This is a genomic window from Pseudomonas sp. DWP2-2 (assembly GCF_049897065.1).
GTDB lineage: Bacteria > Pseudomonadota > Gammaproteobacteria > Pseudomonadales > Pseudomonadaceae > Aquipseudomonas > Aquipseudomonas paracarnis.
Genome location: NZ_JAFCVN010000001.1, coordinates 240,528 through 258,605, shown reverse-complemented (window position 1 = coordinate 258,605; position 18,078 = coordinate 240,528). Strand labels below are relative to the sequence as shown.

The window sequence follows — 18,078 nt, the reverse complement described above, 5'->3', positions numbered from 1 at the left end:
CGAGGGAGCTTGCTCCCGTTGGAGTGCGAAGAGCTCCCAAAATTTTGGGGCCGCTACGCAGCCCAGCGGGAGCAAGCTCCCTCGCCACAGGAGTTATCAGCCAAAGACACCTTTACCCGGCAACCGCGCCCGATCATGGCTGCTGTCAAACCCCTGCAACGGCCCCTTCGGCACAATCCCCGTCGGGTTGATCGTGCGATGGCTGGCATAGTAATGCCCCTTGATATGCTCGAAATCCACCGTCTCGGCCACGCCTGGCCACTGATACATCTCCCGCAGCCAGTTCGACAAATTTGCATAGTCGGCAATTCGCCGCAGGTTGCATTTGAAGTGGCTGTAGTACACCGCATCAAAACGAATCAGCGTAGTGAACAGCCGCACATCGGCTTCGGTCAGGTACTCGCCGGCCAGATAGCGATGGCTGCCCAGGTGCTGTTCCAAATGATCCAGCTCGGCAAACACATCATCAAACGCACTTTCATACGCTTGTTGTGAGGTGGCGAAACCTGCGCGGTACACGCCGTTGTTCACGGCGGGGTAGATGCGTTCGTTGAGGCTGTCGATGGTCGAATGCAGGGCTTGGGGGTAGAAATCCAGGGTATTGCCGGTCAGCGCATTGAACGCACTGTTGAACATGCGGATGATCTCCGCCGATTCATTGCTGACGATGCGCTTGAGCTTTTTGTCCCACAGCACCGGCACGGTCACGCGCCCGGTATAGTCGGCGGTATCGGCGGTGTAGCGTTGGTGCATGAAGTTGAAACCGTCCAGTTTGTCGCCGCTGGAGCCATGGGCCTTGTCGAAGGTCCAGCCGTTTTCCAGCATCAGCCAACTGACCACCGAGACGTCGATCAGGCTTTCCAGGCCCTTGAGCTTGCGCAGGATCAAGGTGCGGTGCGCCCACGGGCAGGCGAGGGATACATAGAGGTGATAGCGACCGGCCTCGGCCTTGAAGCCGCCTTCACCACTCGGGCCTGGCGCGCCATCGGCGGTCACCCAGTTGCGGCGTTGTGCCTGTTCCCGTTGGAAAGCGCCATCGGCGCTACTTTCGTACCACTGGTCTTTCCACTGTCCTTCGATCAATAAACCCATGACTGGCTCCTTGGCTGATAAGCGTTGGAGCCCAGTCTAAAGGGATGAGTTCGAACTAAAAGCGCAAAGAACCGGCGTGAATGATCGATTAAATCGATTTATCCCGTGCGTCCCAGTACTGCTGGGCCAACTCGAACGCCTGCTGCCGCGGGTGACCAAGGCCGCGCAGGGCCAACGCCATGGTGGCGATCAACGCCAGTTGGGGGTAGCTGTCCTCAACGTCGCCGCGCCACAGTGCTTTTAGGTGCTCGGGCTCAAGCGTTGCCGGCTTTACGTGGCGCTGGACGGAAAGGGCGGGCCACTCTTCGTCCCAGCTCTGGCCGTCGGTGGTGCCATACAGGTGACTGAGGGTGTCGGGGTTGATCTCGATCTCGCCGCCGTCGCCCTTGACCACAATCACGTTGTCACCCAGCAAGCCACTGGCATCGCGATGCACGCCCTGGTAACCGGGGTGGAAAATGCTTTGCAGGCCACAGCGCGCATTCAGCGGGTTGAGCAGGCGCGCCAGAGAGTGGATAGGCGAACGCAGGCCCAGAGTGTTGCGCAGGTCAATCATGCGTTGCAGCTGTGGCGCCCAATCACCCAGCGGGATAAACGCCAGGTTGCCGTGGGCAAAGGCGCTTTCGACCTGTTGCCAATCGCGGCACAGCGGGATCTGCAAGCTGTCCAGCAATTGCTCGGTGTACAACCGCCCCGCAGTGTGGGCGCCGCCGCCGTGCATCAGGATGCGCACGCCGTTCTGTGCCAGGCATTTGGCTGCCAGCAGGAACCACGGCAGGTGGCGCTTTTTACCGGCGTAGGTCGGCCAGTCGATATCGACGTTCAGCGCTGGCGCGTGCAGGCGCTCACGTACGGCTTCGGTGAAACCGGCGAGTTCTTCCGGGCTTTCTTCCTTGTGGCGCAGCAGCATCAGGAAGGCGCCGAGCTGGGTGTCCTCGACCTTTTCCTCGAGCAGCATGCCCATGGCTTCCCGCGCTTCCTCGCGGGTGAGGTTGCGCGCGCCACGCTTGCCTTTGCCGAGGATGCGCACGAACTGCGCAAAGGGGTGCTCTTGGGGTGTTACGAGAGTCAGGGGGGCAAAGTCGGTCATAAGCAATTCGTCGGCCTGGGCAGGCCCGCCAGCTTGGCGGCGAGTTTGGCGGGAGTGCCGTTGAACAGTTTGTTGAGGTGCAGGCTGTTGCCCTTTTCCGGGCCCAGCTTCAAGGCGGTGTACTTGATCAGCGGGCGCGTGGCGGGGGACAGCTGGAACTCGGTGTAGAACTGGCGCAGCAGGGTGAGGATTTCCCAGTGTGCCGGGGTCAGTTCCAAGGCTTCGGCAGCGGCCAGGGCATTCGCCACTTCATCGGACCAGTCGTTGAGGTCGACGAGGTAGCCGTCCTTATCGAGTTCCAGGGTGCGTGCGCCGACGGTCAAGGTGTTCATAGCCAGGTGTTGACCTTGTCGTAGTCGATCGACAGTTGCACGAAGCCTGGGTAATCGACGCTGTCAGCCCAGTCGGGCAGCGGCAGGTTGCGTGCCTGCATGTCTTCGGCCAGCACAAACACCTTTACGCCTTTGGTTTGCAGGGCGGGCGTGTGCAGGCCGTAGGCTCCGTCGCCGCACAGCAGGATTGCGTCCTCGGCGCCACAGATGCGCAGGCAGCTATCGAGGCGGCTGTCGGTAAACGGGGAATGAGACACCACATGTAGAGTCGACATCAGAGGGTAATCACCTGGTCGTAACGGTCAATCAGTTGGGAAATGGCTTGGCTGTCGAGCACCTGTGCGTTGGCGGGTGGCGGCAACCCGCGTGCGGAAAGACTATGGCTGCACGCGAACACGTCATCAATGCCGAACAGGCCCAGGGCCTGCAGGTTGGCACTCAGGTCTTTCTGTTGCACGGCCTTGGCCGCTTGGTTCGGCGCCAGTTGGAACACACCGTCATCCAGGAACAACAGGCCAATGGGCAGATCGAACGCGCCACCGGCCAGCACGATATCCAGTGCTTCCCGCGCACTCGGCCCGGACCACGGGGCCTGGCGGCTGATCACCAACAAGGATCTGGACATGTCACGGCCCTCCAAAACAGATCAGGCGGTCGGCGTCCTGGATCGCGTCATGCAATTGCCCCAGGCCCGACAACGCCCAGGGTGCTTCCAGGTTGATCGCGCTGCGTTGGTAACGCGCAGCTTCTTCCGCATTAAGCACCCCACGGCGCAGCGCGGCGGCGATGCACACCACGCCGTCGAGCTGGTGCTGGCTGACAAACTCGCGCCATTGGCGCGCAAGGTCTTGCTCATCCTGGGGGGCGACGATGTTATTGGACGCGCTGTACACGCCGTCCTGGTAGAAAAACAGCCGCACGATCTCATGCCCGCCAGCCAGCGCCGCCTGTGCGAACAACAGGGCGCGGCGCGAGGAGGGCGCGTGGGCGGCGCTATACAGTGCAATCGCGAACTTCATGGAAGACTCTGCCAACAAACGTCGGCCAATGATAAAGCCGCCGCCGCGAAAAAGCCCGCCGTGATCAAAACGGTCACTGTGGTTGATCGTTCTGACGATTGCCGGCAGGCGCCAGGCTGCCTAGTCTGTGGGTATTCGCAACCCAACTGGAGTCCCCATGTCAGGTCCCTTGGCGTCCCTTAAAGTGCTGGATTTTTCCACCTTGCTGCCCGGCCCGTTTGCCTCCCTGATGCTGGCGGACATGGGCGCCGAGGTGCTGCGTATCGAATCGCCCACGCGGATGGACCTGTTGCGTGTGTTGCCGCCCCATGATCGTGGCACCTCGGCCAGCCACGCCTACCTCAATCGCAACAAGCGTAGCCTGGCCCTGGACCTCAAGCAGGCCGAGGCGCTGGAGATTGTGCGTGAGTTGGTCAAGGGCCATGACATCCTGCTCGAGCAGTTCCGCCCCGGTGTCATGGCGCGCCTGGGCCTGGGCTATGAGGCGCTGAAGGCGATCAACCCGCGGCTGATCTATGTGTCGATCACCGGCTACGGCCAGACCGGCCCCTATAAGGACCGCGCCGGGCACGATATCAACTACCTGGCGTTGGCCGGCGTCGCCAGCCATACCGGGCGCCAGGACACCGGCCCGTTGCCCCTGGGCGTACAACTGGCTGATGTGGCAGGCGGTTCGCTGCATGCCGTGGTGGGCTTGCTGGCGGCGGTAATTGCCAGGCAGCAAAGCGGGGTGGGGCAATACCTGGATGTGAGCATGACCGATTGCTCGTTCAGCCTGAACGCCATGGCTGGGGCCGGTTACCTGGCTTGCGGGGTCGAGCCTGGGTGGGAGAACCATGTGCTCAATGGCGGGAGTTTCTATGACTACTACCGCACACGCGATGGGCGCTGGATGTCGGTGGGCAGTCTGGAGCCGGGGTTTATGCAGCAGTTGTGCACGGCCTTGGGGCGCCCGGAAATGGCGGCACACAGCGTGACGCCCGAACGCCAGGCCGTGCTCAAACAGGCGTTGCAGGTGGAGTTCGAGAAGCGCAGTTTTGACCAGTTGTGTGAGTTGTTTGCCGGAGTGGATGCCTGTGTTGAGCCGGTATTGAGTTTGAGCGAAGCGCTGGAGCATCCCCAGTTGAAGGCGCGGGAGCTGGTCAGCCAGGTGCCCCGGGGTGATGGCTCGACACAAGCGCAATTGGCCTGCCCGCTGAAATTCTCCGAGGGGTTGCCGGCGCCCAGGCATATTGGAGTGGCGGTGGGGGCGCACAGTGATGAGGTGCTGGCGGAGTTGGGGTTCGGTATTGAGCGGATAGAGCAATTGCGGCAGGCCAAGGTTGTAGGTTGACTGAGCCGACGCTTTCGCAGGCAAGCCAGCTCCCACATTTGGGATTGTGTTCACAGATCCAAATGTGGGAGCTGGCTTGCCTGCGAAGAGGCCATTATTCCACCCGAGTTTCCCCGGTGAACACCAGCGTCTGCCGACACCGCCGACACAAATACCGCCGCCCCTGGTTCACCAGCCCATGGCGCTGCGGTGAAAACGGAAAATCACTGTCCGCACACGGGCAGCGGTAAATATAGCGAGTCACCTGTCGGCGCTTGACCTCGTAGGTATGGCAACGGTCGGGCGGCAGTTCGTAAACCCCGCGCATGATCAGCTGCCATTCCTCGCCATGGGGCTGGATACGCTCGCCAAACAATTGGTGGGCAATCAGGTGTGCCACTTCGTGGGCCACGGTCTGCTTGAGAAAGTGTTGGCTGTTTTCACGGTACAACTGAGGGTTGAAGCGCAGCAGGTTCTCGTGCAAATGCGCGACACCGGCTTTCTGGCCCCGCAGCTTGAGGCTGACCTGGGGGCGTTTGAAGCTTCGTTTGAAAAAGGATTCGGCTTGCAGGAAACAATCTTCGACGCGGGTATTGAGTTGCTCGGGCATGCTGTACATATCTCCAGAGACGCCCAGTATGCCGCAAAGCTGGGTGTTTCCGAATCTGTCAGGCGCCGAATGGTCATGCATAACGCACAAAGCCACCTTGCGGTGGCCTTGCCTGCGGGGTTTTTCGTTCAACTGGTGTAGATCGGCCCGACGCCCAGGCCCCAGACGATCACGGTAAAGGCCATGATCGCTACCAGCACCACCAGGCCGACGGCCAATACCGAGCTGGAAAACAGGAAGCCTTCATCCGGGTCGATACTCATGAAGGTCGGCAGCCCCACATACAGCAGGTACACCGTGTAGCAGATCGCCGCCGTGCCCACGACCATGCCCAGCCACATATGCGGGTAGAGCGCCGCCAGCCCGCCGATAAACAAGGGTGTGGCGGTGTAAGTGGCAAATGCCACGCAGCGGGCCATGCTTGGGCTGGCGTCGTAGGTGCGGGCCATCCAGTGAATGAACGCGCCCATCACCGCCACGCCGCACAGCATGGCCGCGTAGGACATGAGAGTCATCCACAGCGCGCTTTCCTGGGTCAGCATCACCGGGGCACGGTTGCCGATGACCCAGCCGACTTGAGTGGTGCCAATAAAGGCTGAAATGGCGGGGATCGCCGCGAGAATCAGGGTATGAGTGAGGTACATGTGGCTGATGCTTTCTTCTTTATCGCCACGGATTTCCCGCCATTCCTGGTCGGGATGGGTAAACAGCCCCACGACGTGATGGATCATGCCAGTCACTCCTGTCGTTATTACCATCGCCCCCCATCGGAGCGCCCACGGGCCATATGGCCTGAAAGGTCTGGATAGATGTGCGACCTCAAGTCGCAGTATAGAAAGGGATGACCGGAATAACCGTAGGGCCTTTAGAGCAAATTGCGCTGTAAACAATCACGCTAATCGCGGTGCGGTCTGTCAGGATTCATGGGATCCAGTGTGGGAGCTGGCTTGCCTGCGATGGCGGCCTGTCCGGACCAGAGATGTTGACTGGCACACAGCTATCGCAGGCAAGCCAGCTCCCACATTGGAACTCGGCGAGTCTTACCGGTAAAATGCTGCGCTTTTCGTCACACACCTTTGCGGATCCAAGCGCCATGGGCACTCTTACAGTCAACCAGAACAAACTGCAAAAACGCCTGCGTCGCCTGGCCGGTGAAGCGGTCGCCGATTTCAACATGATCGAGGATGGCGACAAGGTCATGGTCTGCCTCTCCGGCGGCAAAGACAGCTACACCATGCTCGACGTGTTGCTGCACCTGCAAAAGGTCGCGCCAATCAAGTTCGAGATCGTGGCGGTCAACATGGACCAGAAGCAACCCGGTTTCCCTGAGCATGTGCTGCCGGCCTATCTGAAAGAACTGGGCGTCGAGTATCACATCGTCGAGAAAGACACCTACTCGGTGGTCAAGGAATTGATCCCGGAAGGCAAGACCACCTGCTCGCTGTGCTCGCGCCTGCGCCGTGGCACGCTCTATACCTTTGCCGATGAGATCGGCGCGACCAAGATGGCCCTGGGTCATCACCGCGATGACATCGTCGAAACCTTCTTCCTCAATATGTTCTTCAACGGCTCGCTCAAGGCCATGCCGCCCAAGCTGCGCGCCGACGACGGACGCAACGTAGTGATCCGCCCGCTGGCGTATTGCAACGAGAAGGACATCCAGGCTTACTCCGATTTCAAGCAATTCCCGATCATCCCGTGCAACCTGTGCGGCTCCCAGGAAAACCTGCAGCGCCAGGTGGTCAAGGAGATGCTGGTGGACTGGGAGCGCAAGACCCCTGGGCGTACCGAAAGTATCTTCCGCAGCCTGCAAAACGTGATCCCGTCGCAATTGGCCGACCGCAACCTGTTCGACTTCACCAGCTTGAAAATCGATGAGACCGCCGCATCGCGTTTCGTCAATGTAGTGAACCTCTGAGTCTTCCCGAGGCTCTAGTACACGGCGCTTGCGGGCGCCGTTTTCAATTCGACTGACAGGAGAGGGCATGCGCGATTACAAGTGGCTGCACGAATATTGTCTGAACCGCTTCGGTTCGGCGGCCAAGCTGGAAGCTCATCTGCCGGTGCCCAAGACCCCGGCGCAATTGCGCAAGATAACGGATGACCGTTACCTGTCGACCTTGGCGCTGCGAGTGTTCCGCGCCGGTTTGAAGCACAGCGTGGTCGATGCCAAATGGCCGGCGTTCGAGCAGGTGTTCTTTGGCTTCGACCCGGAAAAAGTCGTGCTGATGGGGGCCGAACACCTGGAACGGCTGATGCAGGACACCCGCATCATCCGCCACCTGGGCAAGCTCAAGAGTGTGCCGCGCAACGCGCAGATGATCCTGGATATCGAGCAGGAGAAAGGCAGCTTCGGCGCGTTTATCGCTGATTGGCCGGTGACCGATATCGTCGGGCTCTGGAAGTACCTGAGCAAGCACGGCCACCAGTTGGGCGGCCTGTCGGCGCCTCGCTTCCTGCGCATGGTCGGCAAGGACACCTTTGTACCGAGCGATGACGTGGTGGCAGCGTTGAATGCGCAGAAGATCGTCGACAAGGCGCCGACCAGCCTGCGCGATTTGGCGACAGTACAGGGTGCCTTCAACCAGTGGCATGCCGAGAGTGGGCGGCCGATGTGTCAGCTGTCGATGATGTTGGCCTATACCGTCAACCATTGATACTGATCGTTCCCACGCTCCGCGTGGGAATGCTGCCCAGGACGCTCTGCGTCCCGGGCCTAGTGCAAGGGTGACGCGGAGCGTCACAGGATGCATTCCCACGCGGAGCGTGGGAACGATCAGCGATCAGTCAATCGGCCAGTCGCCGGTTCAATTGATGCCGCCAACGCACGTACAGTAACGCCGTGCAAAACACCGCCAGGCTCGCCAGCATCTCCAGCGCACCAAACCACTGGCGGTTCGGGTCATACGCCGCCAGTGCGCCCTTGATGAAATACAGGTTCACCGCAAAGCACATCCACGAATGCCCGCGTGCGCTGCCCATCAGCATGCCTGGCGCAAGTATCAGCAGCGGCACCAGCTCGATCAGCAGGATGACCCACGGGCGCGCCCCATGCAGGTCGGCGACCAACAGGTAGTACACGTACAACAAGCCCACCAGGCCCAAGAACGCCAGCAGGCTTAGCGCGCGTGCCACCTTGACCCGTGGCTCCAGCCACTCCCGTGGCGGCAGGACCTTAGGCTTCCTGGCCACGGCCGTTCTCCAACAGCGTGGCGGTCTTGGCCAGGCGCAGGCCCAAGGCCCGGCACAAGGTGATTTCATGTTGATCGAGCATACGCTTGCCGTCTGGCCCGGAATGGTGGCTGGCGCCATACGGCGTGCCGCCGCCCTGGGTGTCGAGCAGCGCCTGCTCGCTGTAGGGCAGGCCGGTGATCAGCATGCCGTGGTGCAGCAGCGGCAGCAGCATCGACATCAGCGTGGTTTCCTGGCCGCCATGCAGGCTGGCGGTGGAGGTGAACACGCCGGCCGGCTTGCCGACCAGAGCGCCGGTGAGCCACAGGTTGCTGGTGCCATCGAGGAAGTACTTGAGCGGCGCGGCCATGTTGCCGAACCGGGTCGGGCTTCCCAGAGCTAGGCCCGAGCAGTGCTTCAGGTCGTCCAGGCTGGCATACAGCGCGCCCTCGTCGGGAATGCTCGGCGCCACCGCTTCGCACTCGGTGGAAATCGCCGGCACGGTGCGCAACCGCGCTTCCATGCCGCCTTGCTCGATACCGCGGGCAATCTGTCGGGCCATCTCGCTCACCGAGCCGCTGCGGCTGTAATACAACACCAGCACATAGGGCGTAGTCACGGCAGGATCTCCAGCACGTTCTCGGGCGGGCGGCCAATGATGGCTTTGTCGGCGGTTTCCAGGATCGGGCGTTCCATCAGCTTGGGATGGGCTGCGATGGCGGCGATCAGTTGGGTGTCGCTGAGGCTGGCGTCGGCCAGGTTCAGGGTTTTGTATTCGTCTTCGCCGGTGCGCAGCAGTTGGCGTGCGCTGATCCCCAGTTTTTTCAGCAGGGCCTCGATTTGCGCGGCATCCAGCGGGGTTTCCAGGTAGCGCACGACGGTCGGGGTGAGGCCGTGGGCTTCCAGCAGTTCCAGCGCACCGCGGGATTTCGAGCAGCGCGGGTTGTGATAAAGCGTCAGATCGGTCATGTGCGGGTCGCATCTTGCGTAAGGTGGCGGGTATTCTACCTGCGCTGGCGCCTGTCCTTAAACCGTAAGAGGCGATAGGCCGCAGCCAACGTTCATTTTTGCGAAGGAATACCCCATGACAAGGCGACTGATCGGTGCATTGGCGATCATCACAACCCTGCTGCTCAGCGGCTGCGGTAACGATTACGGCGTTGACCAATACGGCCAGAAAGTGGCGGCCGAACGCCTGGACAAACAGTGGCTGGTGGTCAACTACTGGGCCGAATGGTGTGGCCCGTGCCGCACGGAAATCCCCGAGCTCAATGCCCTGGCAGAACAGTTGAAAGGCCAGAATGTCGGGGTGTTCGGCGTCAACTTCGACAATGTGCAGGGTGAGGAACTGAAGGCCGCCAGCGACAAGCTGGGGATCAAGTTCACGGTACTGGCCCAGAACCCGGACGGGATCTTCGAGATTCCGCGCAGTGAGGCCTTGCCGGTGACCTACATCATCGACGACAAGGGCAAGGTGCGTGAGCAGTTGATGGGTGAGCAGACAGCGGAAGGGGTGTTGGCCAAGCTCAAGGCCCTGAAAGGCTAGAACTATGGGAGCTGGCTTGTCTGCGATGGCCATGGGTATCTACACAATTTTGGAGTGACGCTGGACCTGTGGCGAGGGAGCTTGCTCCCGTGACGGCTTGACAGCCGACGCTGATCTAACTGAGGCACGGTGATCCAAATGTGGGAGCTGGCTTGCCTGCGAAGGCGGCCTGCCAGCCGACCGGGATATTGGATTTGACCGAGTACATATCCATTATTTAGGTAACGGCCACCGATGGTTCCGCTCTGACAGCGGCTCACTTTTGAAAAGCCGGAATGCCGGCCCAGACAAAAGTAAGCAAAACGCTCTTGCCCCACCACTCGGCACCTCGCTTAGGCTCGGTGTGCCCGTAATCCGCCAGTGATTTGGGGGGCCGCCGCCACGCGCCATCCATGGCGCGGGGTGGCTAAACCGGCATCCCTGCCGGTTTACCCCCCAAATCCCTGTCGAATTCCGGCCAGCGTGGTTTGACGGGGCGCCTGAGATCAAGATCAAAAGCAGATCAAGATCAAGAGCGACTCGCTTCGCATCGTGGTTACCGTCTGCTGTTACAACCCACAAAGTTGTGTAGATACCTATGCTGCGATGGCATCGCTGCGGTGTACCTGATACGCCGCGTCGTCCGCATCGCAGGCAAGCCAGCTCCCACAGAGCCCGAGGACAACGCGTTAATACAGGAGAGTGCGCCTAGGTCAGCCTTCTTCGAGCCACAAACGGATCGGCTTGCCTTCGGCCGGCCAGAACCGCGTCTGCTCGAGCGGCGAGATGTCCCAGCGCTGCACGCCTTGCAGGGCCTGGAAGAAGCGATGCTCTTGCTCCATCAGGGCCTCGGCGCACATTTTTCGAGTGCTGCCGACCGGGCCGAAGCTGAGCTTGTCGCCTTCGACCGTGTACGGCGCAAACCAGTGGTTACAGCCGCCATTGCCATAGGCGCGGCCATCGGCGCCCAGGGTGACGGTAAGGTGCGCGTAGTCCATCAACGGCCGCTCACCGATCCATTCCACGACGTAGCTGTGGTCGCGCTCCAGCTTGGCGCCATCGGCGGCGCAGCCTGCCAGGCCCAGGCCGATTGCGGCGAGCAGCAGCCGGCCTTTCATTGCGCGGCCTGCTGGCATTTCGGGCAACGGTGCTTATCGCCTTCGCTGGCCCAGCCCAGTTCTTTGATACGCGCGTTGGCGGCCGGTTGCAGCGGTGCCTTGGTCAGCTTGGTTTCTACCGCGAATTCAAACTCCAGCACGGCGTCGCAGCTGTCGCAATTGACCTTCCAGGTGTGGATCTCGAGTTCGCCGAACTTCGGCCCTTGGGCCATGGCGACCCACTGGCCCGCCGGGCGGATGGAGTAGCGTGCGTCACCTTCGACGGTGAGTCGCATCGACAGGGTTTTACTGCCGCGCAGGCTGACGATCAGGACGTCGCCATGTTTGATCGAACCACCGTTGCCGGTGACCTGGTAACGGCCCGGCACCAGGGCACGGCATTCGATCAGGGTGTGTTGCGGGCTCAGCAAGCTGAAGCGGAAATCGTGTTCGGCCATGGATCCTCCAAATAGGCGCGGCATCCTATCACGGGTGCCGGCCTATCATGAGCCTGGTATGTGACCGCTGATCATCCCTCGACCAGGTTCTGGGCGCGGCCATCGGCCCACGCGGCAATGTTGGCCAGCGTGGTGCCGGCAATCGCCGCCAGGGCCTCACGGGTGAGGAAGGCCTGGTGCGCGGTGATGATCACGTTGGGGAAGGTCAGCAGGCGGGCGAGCACGTCATCCTGCAGGGGCAGGTCCGAGCGGTCCTCGAAAAACAATTGGGCTTCTTCTTCGTAGACGTCCAACCCCAGATAGCCCAACTGTCCCAGCTTGAGCGCTTCGATCAGTGCCGGCGTATCGACCAGGCCACCACGCCCGGTGTTGATCAGCATCGCACCGGTTTGCATCTGCGCGAGCGAGCGGGCATTGATCAGGTGTTTGCTGTCGGCGGTCAGCGGGCAGTGCAGGCTGATGATTTGTGCCTCGGCCAACAGTTCAGGCAGGCTCACGTAGCGGGCCCCGAGGTCCTGCACCTGTGGGTTGGGGAAGGGGTCGTAGGCCAGCAACTGGCAGCCGAAGCCGGTCATGATCTTGGCGAAGGTCGCGCCGATCTGACCGGTGCCGACCACGCCGACCGTTTTGCCGACCAGATCAAAGCCGGTCAGCCCGTGCAGGCTGAAATCACCGTCGCGGGTACGGTTGTAGGCACGGTGCAGGCGACGGTTGAGGGCCAGGATCAGGGCGACGGCGTGCTCGGCCACCGCGTGGGGCGAATAGGCGGGCACGCGCACGATAGTCAGGCCCAGGCGCTGGGCGGCGGGTAAGTCGACATGGTTGTAGCCCGCCGAGCGCAGGGCAATCAGGCGTGTGCCGCCCTTGGCCAGTTGCTCCAGCACCGGGGCGCTGAGGTCGTCGTTGATAAAGGCGCAGACCACCTCGTGGTGTTCGGCCAGGGCCACGGTATCGAGGTTGAGGCGGGCGGGTTGGAATTGCAGTTCCAGGCCAGCCGGCAGCGGTTCGCCGAGGAAACTCTCGCGGTCGTAGGTTTGGCTGCTGAAGAGAATGACGCGCATTAAGAAGGCTCCCTGCAATTTACACATTGGAATGCTGACTGAATGTGGGAGGGGGCTTGCCCTAATGCCAGTCAGTTAAGCGCAGATCTCCTGTGGGAGCGGGCTTGCTCGCGAAAGCGTTGGGTCAGTCAGCCTCGATGTTTGCTGGGCCGACGCATTCGCGAGCAAGCCCGCTCCCACATTTGACCTTCGCTGCTTTGAACACTTTGTTCGCTTAACTGGCTGGCATTAGGGCAAGCCCCCTTCCACATTGTTGATTCGTTGCCCATGAAACAGGGTCAGGCACTCACTCTGGCTTCACTGGCCAGCCGTGCAATCGCCATGTCCAGTTCGTCCAGCGCGGCCGTGGCCTTGGCGTCATCCTGCTTGAGCAGGGTTTCGGCGCGTTGGCAGGCTGCTCGTAATTGCGGAACACCACAGTAGCGGGTGGCGCCGTGCAAACGGTGCACGCGCTCGATCAAGGCGTGGTTGTCATTGGCTTCGCGGGCGTGGGTAATTGCCAGGCGATCAGCCTCCAGGGAGGCCAGTAGCATGGCGAGCATATCAGCGGCCAGGTCGGCCTTGTTGGCGGCCAGGCGCAGGCCTTCTTCGTGATCGAGTACCAAGAGTTGCACGCCCTGGGCCGCGCCTTCGTGGGTACGCTCCGGGCCTTGGTTACGCAGCGCCAGGCCGGTCCATTTCAATACCACCTGGGCCAACTGCCGTTCGCTGATGGGTTTGGTCAAGTAGTCGTCCATGCCGCTTTGCAGCAGAGCGCGTTTTTCGTTGGCCATGGCGTGGGCCGTGAGGGCCACCACCGGCAGCGGCGTGCCGTGGCGCTCGCTTTCCCACTGGCGGATCGCCTCGGTGCTCTGGCGGCCATCCATGCCGGGCATTTGCACGTCCATCAACACCAAATCGAAAGTTTCCTGCTTCACGGCGTCGACGGCCGCGTAACCGCTCTCCACCGCCTGCACCTTGGCGCCCATGTCTTCCAACAGGGTTTGCACCAGCAACAGGTTGGCCGGGTTGTCGTCCACGCACAGTACTCGAGGCGCACGGCTGGACAACGGCTCACCGGGTTCGCTGCGTGAAGGGCGCGGGCTGATCAGGTCGGCCAGGGAGCGGCGCAGCTTGCGGGTACAGGCAGGCTTGGCCTGCAATTGGCTGTTGGGGTTGGGCACCGATTGGTTGAACAGCATCTGTTCGGTGGTCGGGCACAGCACCAGCACCTTGCAGCCCAGGTGTTCCAGGTCCCACAGGTGTTGATTGAGGCGTTCGGGCGGAATGTCGTTGGCGGTGACGCCGAGCACCGCCAGGCTGATGGCCTGTTCGGTCTGGTGGGCACTGGTGATGCCGTTGGTCAGGCTTTCCAGGGTATTGAACGGCGTGACTTCCAGGCCGCAGTCTTCCAATTGATGTTGCAGGGCCTGGCGCGCCAGTTCGTGGTTTTCCAGCACGGCCACACGACGCCCCAATAGCGGCGCGGCGGGCAGGTCTTCGACGTCGTCACGGGTTTTGGGCAGGTTCAGGCTGATCCAGAATTCCGAACCTTCACCCGGCGTGCTGTCGACGCCGATTTCGCCGCCCATCTGCTCGATCAACCGCTTGGAAATCACCAGGCCCAAACCGGTACCGCCGGGCTGGCGCGACAGCGAATTGTCGGCCTGGCTGAATGCCTGGAACAGGGCGCGCACATCCTGGTTGGACAGGCCAATGCCGGTGTCTTGCACGCTGATGCGCAATTGCACGCTGTCTTCCTGCTCGTCCTCGATCATTGCCCGGGCCACAATGGTGCCTTCGCGGGTGAACTTGATCGCATTGCTGATCAGGTTGGTCAGGATCTGCTTGAGCCGCAGCGGGTCGCCCACCAACGCCAGGGGCGTGTCGCGGTACACCAGGCTTACCAGTTCGAGCTGCTTGGCATGCGCGGCGGGGGCGAGGATGGTCAAGGTGTCTTGCAGCAAGTCGCGCAGGTTGAAAGGCACGCTGTCGAGCACCAGTTTTCCGGCTTCAATCTTCGAGAAATCGAGGATTTCGTTGATGATGCCCAGCAGGTTATCCGCAGATTTTTCGATAGTGCCCAGGTAATCCAGCTGGCGCGGTGATAATTCGCTTTTTTGCAGCAAGTGAGTAAAACCGAGGATGCCGTTGAGCGGTGTGCGGATCTCATGGCTCATGTTGGCCAGGAACTCCGACTTGATACGGCTGGCTTCCAGGGCTTCCTTGCGTGCCAGGTCCAGCTCGATGTTCTGGATCTCGATGGTTTCCAGGTTCTGGCGCACGTCTTCGGTGGCCTGGTCGATGCTGTGTTGCAGCTCTTCCTGGGCATTTTGCAGGGTTTCGGCCATGCGGTTGATGCCAGACGCGAGTTGGTCCAATTCCTGGCTGCCCAAGGGTGGCAAGCGTGTTTCCAGGTTGCCGTCCTTGAGCTGCGCCACCGCTTGCTTGAGCTGGCCAATCGGCGAATTGATGGTACGGCTGATACGCAGGGCGAGGGCGGCGGTGCACATCAGGCCGATGGCGATCAGCAGAAGGCTGGCGAACAGGCTGCGATAGCCGCGCAACAGCATGCCATTGTGGGACAGCTCGACTTCCACCCAACCCAGCAGGCGGTCGGCCTCATCGGGAATCAATTCGCCCGCCAGGTTGCGATGGCGGCCAAACACCGGCAGTAGATAGCGGGTGGCGTCGTTGCCGGAACGCTGTAACAGTTGCGAGCTGTTGCCGGTGGGTGGCTGGTTGAGCATGGTCGGGCCGGCGTGGGCCAGGGACGCGCGGTCTGGCGCCAGGAACGACACGGCGCGCACATCCGGCTGTTCCAGGGACTGGGTGGCGATACGCTCCAGCAGGTCGGTGTCCTTGTGGCCCATGGCTGGGGCCACCAGCGGTGCCAATTGCTCGGCGATCATTTCGCCGCGTTGCAGTAGCTGGGTCTGCAACTCCGACAGCTGCATCCAGGTGAAATAGCCGCCCAACAACAGCGCCATCAGGCTGGTCGGTAATAAGGTCAGCAACAGTACGCGGCCTTTTATCCCCATTCTTCTAAGCACGCCACTCTCCTGCTACCACGTTGTTATCAATCATCCACGCCGGCATCCGGCCAGCGCCACCTGCGCAGTGTAGCCATTTGCGCGGCCTGGAATCTTGCAAATTAATGACATGCGGCAATCTTCGGGCCATTCGGCGCCGGGTGGCGATTGCCTGTGAACGTTTAATCTTGAATAATCAGTGATTGAGAATGACTTGCAGACGCTAATGACTCCCGCAGCAGTTGGCCTACCCAGTATCCTGACCATCGAAGATGACCCTGTGTTGGGCGCCTACGTGCACGAGCAACTGGGCCGCAGTGGTTTCCAGGTGACCTGGTGCCAGAACGGCCAGCAGGGCCTGCAACTGGCCCGCGCCCAGGCCTTCGACCTGGTGCTGATGGATATTCTGCTGCCGGGGCTGGACGGTTTGTCGATCCTCACTCATTTGCGCCAGAGCCACGCCATGCCCGTGATCCTGATGTCAGCCCTGGGCGCTGAAGCCGACCGTATCAGCGGTTTTCGCCTGGGCGCGGACGACTATTTGCCCAAGCCGTTCAGCATGGTTGAACTGTGCGTGCGTATTGAAGCGATCCTGCGCCGCGTTGCCCTGGATCGCCGGCCCGAGCCGACGCGCGCCCCGGCACTTGAAGATGCCCGGGTGCTGCACTTTGATGATGAACGCTGCGATGTGTCCTGCCAGGACCAGTGGGCCGCGCTCACGCGCAGCGAATACCGCCTGCTGGAAACCCTGCACCGCAACGCCGAAGAAGTCCTCAGCAAAGCCTTCCTGTATCAGCAGGTGTTGCAGCGCGGTTATGCGCCCCATGACCGCAGCCTCGACATGCATGTCAGCCAGATCCGCCGCAAGCTCAAGGCCATCGGTTACATCGAGCGTGAAGTACGCACCGTATGGGGCAAGGGCTACGTGCTGAGCGGTCACGATGAAGGGCTTTGAGCGACTGCCCGGCAAGCACTCGTTGTTCTGGAAGCTGGCCTGCCTGTTGATCGCCTTCTGTTTGCTGATGATTTGGCTCAGTTGGTCGTGGGGCCGCTATATGGAACAGCAGAGCGCGTATCTGTCCGACAAGTCGCGGGAGATTCTCAATGGCTATGCCGCGGGTGCCGAACTGGCGTGGAGCACGCAAGGCAGCGCGGGCGTAGATGCCTGGCTGCAGCGGATGGCCGAGCGCGAAAGCACTTGGGTAGGGGTGATCGGTAACGACCTGCAGTCCCTGGGCAGCACGCCCTTGAGTGACAAGGAAAGCCAGCGCCTGACGTTTTTGCGTGGATTGGATTGGCCGGTCAGCCGGCATGTCATTGGTTTGCCCTGGATGAAAGTACCGTTTCCGGTCGATCCTAGCGCGGGGTCGCTGGTGATCGAGCTGCCGCAGCGCTTTATGCCTGGGCGCTATCAACTGTTCTGGCGGGTGGTCACCAATGGTGTGATCCCAGGTCTGTTTACCCTCTTGCTATGCATCGGCCTTTACCGGCTGTTGATCATGCCCCTCAATCAATTGCGCGAGCAGGCCAATGCCTGGCGTGCGGACCAGCTCAATACGCGGATGTCCCTGGATGCCACCAGCCGCCAGGACGAACTGGGCGAGCTGGGCCGCGCCTTTGACCATATGTCCGAACGCTTGCAGGGCACCGTGCGTTTGCAGCAGCAGTTGCTGCGCGATATGTCCCATGAACTGCGCACACCCTTGAGCCGCCTGCGGGTAGCCTGCGACAGCGAGCAAGACCTGGCCAAGCTGCGCGAGCGCCTGGGTCGGGAAATCGACGCCATGCAGCGCCTGGTGGAAGACAGCCTGCAACTGGCCTGGCTCGACAGCGAAACTACACCGTTGCCCCAGGAAGATATTCAGCTCCAGGCCTTGTGGGACATATTGCGCGAGAATGCTTGTTTTGAAAGCGGTTGGTCCGCATCGCGCTTGCCGTGCCTGTTACCCGCGGACAGTTGGGTGCGTGGCAACCTCAATGCACTGGCCCAGGCCTTGGAAAATATCCTGCGCAACGCCATACGCCACTCGCCCCACGACGGCTGCGTGCAACTCGACGGATGTCGGGAGGGGGGCTATTGGCATATCTGGCTGCAGGATCAGGGGGCCGGGATTGCTGAGGATGATCTGGAGCGCATCTTCGCGCCCTTTACCCGCCTGGACGGCTCGCGGCCCGGCGATGGCGGTTTCGGCCTGGGCCTGAGCATTGCCCGCAACGCCGTGCAGCGCCAGGGCGGCCGCTTATGGGCGGAAAATACCGGGCGGGGTCTGCGGGTGCATTTGCGTTTGCTGGCCCGTTAG

21 protein-coding genes are annotated in these 18,078 nt (G+C 61.4%); 6 read left to right on the top strand and 15 right to left on the bottom strand.

What is annotated here, in order from left to right; genetic code table 11:
- Positions 1–96 precede the first annotated feature (96 nt).
- The 6 genes from ACP7CZ_RS01040 to tusD form a co-directional block, all read right to left on the bottom strand.
- A complete protein-coding gene (locus tag ACP7CZ_RS01040) occupies positions 97–1,092 on the bottom strand; it encodes a glutathione S-transferase family protein (protein WP_181124820.1) in 996 nt (331 codons plus the stop codon).
- A gap of 88 nt (positions 1,093–1,180) precedes the next feature.
- Positions 1,181–2,182, bottom strand: a complete 1,002-nt coding sequence (locus ACP7CZ_RS01035; protein ID WP_294204143.1) for a glycosyl transferase family protein — start codon at positions 2,180–2,182, stop codon at positions 1,181–1,183.
- Entirely contained in the window at positions 2,179–2,514 is a 336-nt protein-coding gene (locus ACP7CZ_RS01030) for a TusE/DsrC/DsvC family sulfur relay protein (RefSeq protein WP_014718893.1), read from the bottom strand. The genes ACP7CZ_RS01035 and ACP7CZ_RS01030 overlap by 4 nt, the downstream gene beginning before the upstream one ends.
- Positions 2,511–2,789, bottom strand: coding sequence for a sulfurtransferase complex subunit TusB (gene tusB / locus ACP7CZ_RS01025; RefSeq protein WP_054898293.1), 279 nt, complete (start codon positions 2,787–2,789; stop codon positions 2,511–2,513). The genes ACP7CZ_RS01030 and tusB overlap by 4 nt, the downstream gene beginning before the upstream one ends.
- Positions 2,789–3,139 carry a sulfurtransferase complex subunit TusC gene (gene tusC / locus ACP7CZ_RS01020; RefSeq protein ID WP_034127870.1) on the bottom strand — a complete coding sequence of 117 codons (351 nt, stop codon included), beginning with the start codon at positions 3,137–3,139 and terminating at the stop codon, positions 2,789–2,791. Before tusC ends, tusB begins: the two co-directional genes overlap by 1 nt.
- 1 nt (position 3,140) lies before the next feature.
- Entirely contained in the window at positions 3,141–3,533 is a 393-nt protein-coding gene (tusD, locus tag ACP7CZ_RS01015) for a sulfurtransferase complex subunit TusD (protein WP_127880698.1), read from the bottom strand.
- A 157-nt stretch (positions 3,534–3,690) separates the two neighbouring features.
- On the opposite strand from tusD, the gene ACP7CZ_RS01010 reads away from it, so the two are divergent.
- Positions 3,691–4,866, top strand: coding sequence for a CaiB/BaiF CoA transferase family protein (locus tag ACP7CZ_RS01010; protein WP_294204146.1), 1,176 nt, complete (start codon positions 3,691–3,693; stop codon positions 4,864–4,866).
- Positions 4,867–4,960: 94 nt separating this feature from the next.
- Here the strand turns inward: ACP7CZ_RS01010 and ACP7CZ_RS01005 are convergent, their stop codons facing one another.
- Positions 4,961–5,455, bottom strand: coding sequence for a SprT family zinc-dependent metalloprotease (locus tag ACP7CZ_RS01005; RefSeq protein WP_003192067.1), 495 nt, complete (start codon positions 5,453–5,455; stop codon positions 4,961–4,963).
- 128 nt (positions 5,456–5,583) lie between these two features.
- On the bottom strand, positions 5,584–6,186 hold the full coding sequence (locus ACP7CZ_RS01000) for a Yip1 family protein (RefSeq protein ID WP_014718889.1): 603 nt from the start codon (positions 6,184–6,186) through the stop codon (positions 5,584–5,586).
- 362 nt (positions 6,187–6,548) lie between these two features.
- Here ACP7CZ_RS01000 and ttcA point away from each other — a divergent pair, with 362 nt between their 5' ends.
- Both ttcA and ACP7CZ_RS00990 read left to right on the top strand, forming a co-directional pair.
- The gene (ttcA, locus tag ACP7CZ_RS00995) at positions 6,549–7,373 is read left to right on the top strand and encodes a tRNA 2-thiocytidine(32) synthetase TtcA (protein WP_014718888.1); all 825 of its coding nucleotides are present in this window, start codon (positions 6,549–6,551) and stop codon (positions 7,371–7,373) included.
- Positions 7,374–7,440: 67 nt separating this feature from the next.
- Positions 7,441–8,112, top strand: coding sequence for a DNA-3-methyladenine glycosylase I (locus tag ACP7CZ_RS00990; RefSeq protein WP_034127867.1), 672 nt, complete (start codon positions 7,441–7,443; stop codon positions 8,110–8,112).
- Between the two features lie 130 nt (positions 8,113–8,242).
- On the opposite strand, the gene ACP7CZ_RS00985 is transcribed toward ACP7CZ_RS00990, so the two are convergent.
- From ACP7CZ_RS00985 to arsC, 3 genes are read right to left on the bottom strand one after another with little or no spacing between them, the layout of a single operon-like run.
- The gene (locus tag ACP7CZ_RS00985) at positions 8,243–8,647 is read right to left on the bottom strand and encodes a DUF2069 domain-containing protein (protein WP_294204150.1); all 405 of its coding nucleotides are present in this window, start codon (positions 8,645–8,647) and stop codon (positions 8,243–8,245) included.
- Complete coding sequence (wrbA, locus tag ACP7CZ_RS00980; protein ID WP_072446032.1) at positions 8,631–9,245, bottom strand: NAD(P)H:quinone oxidoreductase; 615 nt, start codon at positions 9,243–9,245, stop codon at positions 8,631–8,633. The genes ACP7CZ_RS00985 and wrbA overlap by 17 nt, the downstream gene beginning before the upstream one ends.
- Positions 9,242–9,595: an arsenate reductase (glutaredoxin) gene (arsC, locus tag ACP7CZ_RS00975; protein WP_072446030.1), complete on the bottom strand. Its 354-nt coding sequence runs from the start codon at positions 9,593–9,595 to the stop codon at positions 9,242–9,244. Before arsC ends, wrbA begins: the two co-directional genes overlap by 4 nt.
- Before the next feature lie 115 nt (positions 9,596–9,710).
- Here arsC and ACP7CZ_RS00970 point away from each other — a divergent pair, with 115 nt between their 5' ends.
- Positions 9,711–10,172, top strand: a complete 462-nt coding sequence (locus ACP7CZ_RS00970; protein WP_003192057.1) for a TlpA disulfide reductase family protein — start codon at positions 9,711–9,713, stop codon at positions 10,170–10,172.
- Positions 10,173–10,864: 692 nt separating this feature from the next.
- Here the strand turns inward: ACP7CZ_RS00970 and ACP7CZ_RS00965 are convergent.
- The 4 genes from ACP7CZ_RS00965 to ACP7CZ_RS00950 all read right to left on the bottom strand — a co-directional run bounded on the left by ACP7CZ_RS00965 (position 10,865) and on the right by ACP7CZ_RS00950 (position 15,799).
- On the bottom strand, positions 10,865–11,269 hold the full coding sequence (locus ACP7CZ_RS00965) for an META domain-containing protein (RefSeq protein WP_054898286.1): 405 nt from the start codon (positions 11,267–11,269) through the stop codon (positions 10,865–10,867).
- Positions 11,266–11,706 (bottom strand): hypothetical protein, encoded by a 441-nt coding sequence (locus tag ACP7CZ_RS00960; RefSeq protein ID WP_003192054.1) that lies wholly within the window; start codon positions 11,704–11,706, stop codon positions 11,266–11,268. The genes ACP7CZ_RS00965 and ACP7CZ_RS00960 overlap by 4 nt, the downstream gene beginning before the upstream one ends.
- Before the next feature lie 71 nt (positions 11,707–11,777).
- A complete protein-coding gene (locus tag ACP7CZ_RS00955) occupies positions 11,778–12,767 on the bottom strand; it encodes a 2-hydroxyacid dehydrogenase (RefSeq protein ID WP_198790525.1) in 990 nt (329 codons plus the stop codon).
- A gap of 278 nt (positions 12,768–13,045) precedes the next feature.
- Positions 13,046–15,799 (bottom strand): response regulator, encoded by a 2,754-nt coding sequence (locus ACP7CZ_RS00950; protein WP_426173539.1) that lies wholly within the window; start codon positions 15,797–15,799, stop codon positions 13,046–13,048.
- Between the two features lie 205 nt (positions 15,800–16,004).
- Between ACP7CZ_RS00950 and ACP7CZ_RS00945 the strand changes: the two genes are divergently transcribed.
- Entirely contained in the window at positions 16,005–16,733 is a 729-nt protein-coding gene (locus tag ACP7CZ_RS00945; RefSeq protein ID WP_034127860.1) for a response regulator transcription factor, read from the top strand.
- Positions 16,720–18,078, top strand: coding sequence for a sensor histidine kinase (locus ACP7CZ_RS00940; RefSeq protein ID WP_294183422.1), 1,359 nt, complete (start codon positions 16,720–16,722; stop codon positions 18,076–18,078). The genes ACP7CZ_RS00945 and ACP7CZ_RS00940 overlap by 14 nt, the downstream gene beginning before the upstream one ends.

Excerpts from the sequence above, each read along its gene's own strand:
- ACP7CZ_RS01040 (WP_181124820.1), bottom strand. The coding sequence starts at position 1,092 with ATGGGTTTATTGATCGAAGGACAGTGGAAAGACCAGTGGTACGAAAGT.
- ACP7CZ_RS01035 (WP_294204143.1), bottom strand. The coding sequence starts at position 2,182 with ATGACCGACTTTGCCCCCCTGACTCTCGTAACACCCCAAGAGCACCCC.
- ACP7CZ_RS01030 (WP_014718893.1), bottom strand. The coding sequence starts at position 2,514 with ATGAACACCTTGACCGTCGGCGCACGCACCCTGGAACTCGATAAGGAC.
- tusB (WP_054898293.1), bottom strand. The coding sequence starts at position 2,789 with ATGTCGACTCTACATGTGGTGTCTCATTCCCCGTTTACCGACAGCCGC.
- tusC (WP_034127870.1), bottom strand. The coding sequence starts at position 3,139 with ATGTCCAGATCCTTGTTGGTGATCAGCCGCCAGGCCCCGTGGTCCGGG.
- tusD (WP_127880698.1), bottom strand. The coding sequence starts at position 3,533 with ATGAAGTTCGCGATTGCACTGTATAGCGCCGCCCACGCGCCCTCCTCG.
- ACP7CZ_RS01010 (WP_294204146.1), top strand. The coding sequence starts at position 3,691 with ATGTCAGGTCCCTTGGCGTCCCTTAAAGTGCTGGATTTTTCCACCTTG.
- ACP7CZ_RS01005 (WP_003192067.1), bottom strand. The coding sequence starts at position 5,455 with ATGCCCGAGCAACTCAATACCCGCGTCGAAGATTGTTTCCTGCAAGCC.
- ACP7CZ_RS01000 (WP_014718889.1), bottom strand. The coding sequence starts at position 6,186 with ATGATCCATCACGTCGTGGGGCTGTTTACCCATCCCGACCAGGAATGG.
- ttcA (WP_014718888.1), top strand. The coding sequence starts at position 6,549 with ATGGGCACTCTTACAGTCAACCAGAACAAACTGCAAAAACGCCTGCGT.
- ACP7CZ_RS00990 (WP_034127867.1), top strand. The coding sequence starts at position 7,441 with ATGCGCGATTACAAGTGGCTGCACGAATATTGTCTGAACCGCTTCGGT.
- arsC (WP_072446030.1), bottom strand. The coding sequence starts at position 9,595 with ATGACCGATCTGACGCTTTATCACAACCCGCGCTGCTCGAAATCCCGC.
- ACP7CZ_RS00970 (WP_003192057.1), top strand. The coding sequence starts at position 9,711 with ATGACAAGGCGACTGATCGGTGCATTGGCGATCATCACAACCCTGCTG.
- ACP7CZ_RS00965 (WP_054898286.1), bottom strand. The coding sequence starts at position 11,269 with ATGAAAGGCCGGCTGCTGCTCGCCGCAATCGGCCTGGGCCTGGCAGGC.
- ACP7CZ_RS00960 (WP_003192054.1), bottom strand. The coding sequence starts at position 11,706 with ATGGCCGAACACGATTTCCGCTTCAGCTTGCTGAGCCCGCAACACACC.
- ACP7CZ_RS00955 (WP_198790525.1), bottom strand. The coding sequence starts at position 12,767 with ATGCGCGTCATTCTCTTCAGCAGCCAAACCTACGACCGCGAGAGTTTC.
- ACP7CZ_RS00945 (WP_034127860.1), top strand. The coding sequence starts at position 16,005 with ATGACTCCCGCAGCAGTTGGCCTACCCAGTATCCTGACCATCGAAGAT.
- ACP7CZ_RS00940 (WP_294183422.1), top strand. The coding sequence starts at position 16,720 with ATGAAGGGCTTTGAGCGACTGCCCGGCAAGCACTCGTTGTTCTGGAAG.